The 4444-nt window shown below is 67.4% G+C and carries 6 protein-coding genes and 2 pseudogenes; 3 read left to right on the top strand and 5 right to left on the bottom strand.

Translation table 11 applies throughout. The features are described from left to right. The 3 genes and pseudogenes from Q7T09_RS04290 to Q7T09_RS04280 all read right to left on the bottom strand — a co-directional run. A partial coding sequence (locus tag Q7T09_RS04290) for a biotin carboxylase N-terminal domain-containing protein (protein ID WP_304697912.1) occupies nucleotides 1-481 on the bottom strand: 481 nt, incomplete at its 3' end. 4 nt (nucleotides 482-485) lie between these two features. Continuing rightward, the gene (gene accB / locus Q7T09_RS04285; protein WP_304697911.1) at nucleotides 486-989 is read right to left on the bottom strand and encodes an acetyl-CoA carboxylase biotin carboxyl carrier protein; all 504 of its coding nucleotides are present in this window, start codon (nucleotides 987-989) and stop codon (nucleotides 486-488) included. Nucleotides 990-1019: 30 nt separating this feature from the next. After that, nucleotides 1020-1457: pseudogene (locus Q7T09_RS04280) on the bottom strand (type II 3-dehydroquinate dehydratase). A gap of 90 nt (nucleotides 1458-1547) precedes the next feature. Here Q7T09_RS04280 and thiS point away from each other — a divergent pair. Together thiS and Q7T09_RS04270 are read left to right on the top strand one after the other, a co-directional pair. Next, nucleotides 1548-1748 carry a sulfur carrier protein ThiS gene (gene thiS, locus Q7T09_RS04275; protein ID WP_293493248.1) on the top strand — a complete coding sequence of 67 codons (201 nt, stop codon included), beginning with the start codon at nucleotides 1548-1550 and terminating at the stop codon, nucleotides 1746-1748. 1 nt (nucleotide 1749) lies between these two features. Continuing rightward, a complete protein-coding gene (locus Q7T09_RS04270; protein ID WP_304697910.1) occupies nucleotides 1750-2541 on the top strand; it encodes a thiazole synthase in 792 nt (263 codons plus the stop codon). A 51-nt stretch (nucleotides 2542-2592) separates the two neighbouring features. On the opposite strand, the gene Q7T09_RS20455 is transcribed toward Q7T09_RS04270, so the two are convergent. After that, nucleotides 2593-2949 carry a CPCC family cysteine-rich protein gene (locus Q7T09_RS20455; RefSeq protein WP_370689198.1) on the bottom strand — a complete coding sequence of 119 codons (357 nt, stop codon included), beginning with the start codon at nucleotides 2947-2949 and terminating at the stop codon, nucleotides 2593-2595. Nucleotides 2950-3107: 158 nt separating this feature from the next. Between Q7T09_RS20455 and Q7T09_RS04265 the strand changes: the two genes are divergently transcribed. Then, nucleotides 3108-3908, top strand: a complete 801-nt coding sequence (locus tag Q7T09_RS04265; protein WP_304697909.1) for an SDR family oxidoreductase — start codon at nucleotides 3108-3110, stop codon at nucleotides 3906-3908. Between the two features lie 214 nt (nucleotides 3909-4122). Here Q7T09_RS04265 and Q7T09_RS04260 read toward each other — a convergent pair. Beyond that, nucleotides 4123-4444, bottom strand: a pseudogene (locus tag Q7T09_RS04260) (hypothetical protein); the annotation flags it as partial.

Here is a 4444-nt window from a genome sequence, read left to right as displayed (position 1 = left end):
CGGCGGCCTTGATCAGGACCGGGAAACCGATCTGCTTGGCGGCGGCGAAGGCCTCCTCCTCCGTGGTCACGGCGCCGTCGGAGCCGGGGACCACGGGGATGCCCGCGTCCTTCACCGCCTGCTTGGCGGTGATCTTGTCGCCCATCATCAGGATGTGCTCGGCCTTGGGGCCGATGAAGGTGAAGCCGTGGGCCGTGACGAACTCGGCGAAGCGGGCGTTCTCAGACAGGAAGCCATAGCCAGGGTGGATGGCTTGGGCGCCGGTGATCTCGGCCGCGGCGATGATCGAGGGGATGTTCAGGTAGCTCTTGGCCGCCGAGCGCGGGCCGATGCAGACGCTCTCGTCGGCCAGCCGCACCCACATGGCGCCGGCGTCGGCCTCCGAGTGCACGGCCACCGTGGAGATGCCCATTTCCTTGCAGGCCCTGTGGACCCGCAACGCGATCTCGCCCCGGTTGGCGATGAGGATTTTCTCGAACATGGACCTACTCGATGACGACGAGAGGTTCGCCGAACTCCACCGGGTCGCCATCGCCCACCAGGATCTCCGCGACCTTGCCGGCCTTGGGGGCGGGGATCGGGTTCATGGTCTTCATGGCCTCGATGATCATCAGGGTCTGGCCGGCGGCGACGCTGTCGCCGACCTTCACGAAGGGCGGGGCGTCGGGCTGGGGCTGCATGTAGACGGTGCCGACCATGGGCGACTTGACCAGGTCGCCGGCGCGGCGGGCCTCGGCGGCCACAGCCGCGGCGCTGGGCGGGGCGTCGAGGGCAGGGGCGGCCGGCGCGGCCTGGGCCGGGGCGTGGGCCATCGGCTGGTGCTGGACATACTGCATCGGCGCGGCGGTCATCGTCCGGGCGACGCGGATCTTCAGGCCCGAATGCTCGACCTCGATCTCCGACAAACCCGTGTCGGTGAGGATGTCGGCCAGTTTGCGCACCAGGCGCGCGTCGATCGGATCGGCGGGCGCCTTGGGAGTGCTAGCCATGGAAAAGACCCTTATTCTTAGGCTGAGAGGTTACGCGGACTGACCCGCGGCGGCCTCGACGGCCAGGACATAACTTGCCGCGCCGAATCCCGACACCAGTCCGGTGGCGGCCAGCGAGACATAGGTTTCACGGCGGAACGCCTCGCGCGACGCCGGGTTCGAGAGGTGGCACTCGACGATGGGGATATCGAGCATCTTCAGGGCGTCCAACAGGGCGATGGAGGTGTGGCCATAGCCCGCCGGGTTGATGACGAGGGCGGACGCCTCGGTGCGGGCCTCCTGCACCCAGTCGATCAGCTGGCCTTAGTGGTTGGATTGATGGAACACGACGGTTCGCCCCAGGGCGGCGGCGCGTTGCTCACAGAGCTTGCGCACATCGTCCAGCGTGGCTTTTCCGTAAATCTCAGGCTCGCGGACGCCCAGGAGGTTGAGGTTGGGCCCGCTCAGCACATAGATCGGTTTCGACATTCGGCTCCGCCGTCGATTCCGCCGTCTTGTAACGGGCGGCGGCGGGGGTCACAAGCACTGGGAATGGACGACGTGTTGGACGAGGCGGTCATGACCCTGACCATCAATGGCGAAGAGCGGTCCTTTTCGGGCCTCTCGGACCTCGCCGCCCTGGTGCTGAGCCTGGGTCTCGACCCCCGCAAGGTGGCCGTGGAGCGCAATCTCGAGATCGTGCCGCGCTCGGCCTATGGCGCCACCGCGCTCTCCGACGGCGACCGGATCGAGATCGTCCACTTCATCGGAGGCGGCTGAGATGGACGGCGCGACCCACACCCAAGAAGATAGGTGGAACCTCGCCGGGCGCACCTTCACCTCGCGGCTGATCATCGGCACGGGGAAGTACAAGGACTACGCCCAGAACGCCGCCGCCGCCGAGGCGGCCGGAGCCGAGATCGTCACCGTGGCCCTGCGCCGGGTGAACCTGTCCGATCCCAGCCAGCAGATGCTGGTGGACTATGTGAAGCCCGACCGCTTCACCTACCTGCCCAACACCGCCGGCTGCTTCACCGGCGAGGAGGCGGTGCGCACCCTGCGCCTGGCCCGCGAGGCCGGCGGCTGGGACCTGGTGAAGCTGGAGGTGCTGTCGGACCCCAAGCTGCTCTATCCGGACATGGAAGAGACCCTGCGGGCGCTCAAGATGCTGATCGCAGAGGGCTTCCAGGTGATGGTCTACTGCACCGACGACCCGGTCTATGCCCGCAAGCTGGAAGACGCCGGCGCCTGCGCCGTCATGCCGCTGGCCGCCCCCATCGGGTCGGGCCTGGGCATCCTCAACAAGGTCAATATCGGCCTGATCATCGAACAGGCCAAGGTGCCGGTCCTGGTGGACGCTGGGCTGGGCACCGCCTCGGACGCCGCCATCGCCATGGAGATGGGCTGCGACGCCGTCCTCATGAACACCGCCATCTCCGACGCCCGCGACCCCATCCTGATGGCCAGCGCCATGAAGCACGCCGTCATCGCCGGCCGTCAGGCCTTCCTGGCGGGGCGGATGCCGCGCCGGGTCTACGGGGACCCGTCGTCGCCGCAGTCGGGGCTGATCTGAGGGGCGAACCTGCCAGCTTTAGAGTGAGCCAGCCCGGTTGACCGCTGGACCTCAGACCTTCCGCACTTTGCCTGTTCGACGCCAGTAGTAAGGCTCCCTGCGAAGGTCTTCGTTGTCGGCGGATTCAAGCTCCGAGATGTCAGCCGGGGTGAGCGGTCTCCATCCTGGATCCCGGACATCGGCGGTGGTCGGTGCTCGACTGAAATGTTTCCGTCGCTTCTCCGTGCACCCAAAGGCGACGTAATTCCGCTGCGCCTCAACAAGAGAAATGTTCGGGCCGCCTCCCTGCGTAGGGCAGGTGAGTTGAGTGTAGTCGTCCTCCCAAGTGCAGATACGGCAATTTTCGTAGGAACCTGGGCCCTCCGAAAAAGTCTGGTAGCCACAGCAGGGGCAGGGGTTGCGAGTCATGACTTGAAGGAATATCAGGTCGCCGAGAAATGCAACCTCCGGTTAGTCGCCCCAAATCGACTAGGGCGGCGAGCCGGGAGAATTTCTCTGATCCTGCGCCTAGCCTTCCGTGGCGCCAAGGGGCTCAATCTTCCCCCAACAACAAGGGAGGAGCCGCCATGGGCCAGGCCAAGGGACGCAAGTCGATCTTCATCACCGGGGCCGCCTCTGGCATGGGGCGGGAGACCGCCCGGCTGTTCCACGAGAAGGGCTGGTTCGTCGGCGGCTATGACGTCAACGCCGAGGGGCTGAAGAGCCTGGAGGCCGAGCTGGGGGCCGACAACTGCGTCGTCCGCACCCTGGACGTCACCGACCGCGCCGATTTCCAGGCCGCCTTCGCGGAGTTCGGGGCGGCGACGGGCGGCAAGCTCGACCTGCTCTACAACAATGCCGGGATCGGCCGGGGCGGTCCCTTCGCCGACCAGCCCTTCGAGGACGTCATGGCCGTGGTCCAGGTCAATTTCGTGGGCGTGCTGATCGGCATCCACGAGGGGATCGGCCTGCTGAAGGCCACCCCGGGGTCGCTCTGCTTCACCACCTCGTCCTCCTCCGCCACCTTCGGCATGGCCGGGATCGCGGTCTATTCGGCCACCAAGCACGCTGTGAAGGGCCTCAGCGAGGCCCTGTCGGTGGAGTTCAAGGCCTATGGGGTCCGGGTCGCCGACGTGCTGCCGGGCCTGATCGACACCGCGATCCTGCCGCCCGGCGCCGCGGCGGGGGCGCCCAAGGAGGGCCTGTTCCGCGCCATCCCGCCCCTGGAGGTCGCCAAGGTGGTCTGGGAGGCCTACCACTCCGACAAGCTGCACTGGTACGTGCCGCCGGAACTGGTGGAGCTGGACAAGGCCGCCACCCTGGCCCCCGAGGCGACGCGGGACCAGATGGCCGCCGGGTCGCTGTTCTCGATGCAGACGCCGGACTAAGCGGCCCAACGGCGGGGCGGGTTTCCTTCTCCCCTTGCGGGAGAAGGTGGCGCGCGCGGCGCGCCGGATGAGGGGTTGCACTCCGCTCTCCGGACATCCTTCGACGCCCCAGCCCGAGAGGCCTATCGACCCCTCATCCGACCCTGCTCCGCAGGGCCACCTTCTCCCGCAAGGGGAGAAGGAGAGCGGGAGTCTGCTGGTCTGTAACCGGGGTCTAAGCGGCTTCCTTCAGCCGCTCGATGTCCAGCTCCGGCGACAGGCCCAGGGTCCGCATCATCTCCTGGCGGCCCGGGCCGAGCTTGGGCGGATAGGCCGCCGCATTGGCCTTCTTGCCGCGGGCCCAGTAGCCCATCACCCGCAGCAGGTTGGCCGGCCGCTTCAACCAGGCTGAGGGATCCTCCAGCATGTGGAAGCCCCGCAGGGCCTGCCGCAACAGGCCGATGTCGGAGCGGACCGCCACGGCCACCCCGTCCTCCAGGAACCGCTTCATCAGCCGCGCCTTCAGCCTCGGCCTGTAGCCGGGGGTGAGCGTGTTG

The organism is Phenylobacterium sp. (assembly GCF_030645195.1).
Classification (GTDB): Bacteria; Pseudomonadota; Alphaproteobacteria; order Caulobacterales; family Caulobacteraceae; genus Phenylobacterium.
The sequence above is the reverse complement of the archived record's forward strand: the minus strand, read 5'-3'. Positions and strand labels throughout refer to the sequence as shown.

What these genes read in the sequence shown, in the direction of transcription:
- Q7T09_RS04270 (WP_304697910.1), top strand. Translation starts at nt 1,750, where the DNA reads ATGGACGGCGCGACCCACACCCAAGAAGATAGGTGGAACCTCGCCGGG.
- Q7T09_RS20455 (WP_370689198.1), bottom strand. Translation starts at nt 2,949, where the DNA reads ATGACTCGCAACCCCTGCCCCTGCTGTGGCTACCAGACTTTTTCGGAG.
- thiS (WP_293493248.1), top strand. Translation starts at nt 1,548, where the DNA reads ATGACCCTGACCATCAATGGCGAAGAGCGGTCCTTTTCGGGCCTCTCG.
- accB (WP_304697911.1), bottom strand. Translation starts at nt 989, where the DNA reads ATGGCTAGCACTCCCAAGGCGCCCGCCGATCCGATCGACGCGCGCCTG.
- Q7T09_RS04265 (WP_304697909.1), top strand. Translation starts at nt 3,108, where the DNA reads ATGGGCCAGGCCAAGGGACGCAAGTCGATCTTCATCACCGGGGCCGCC.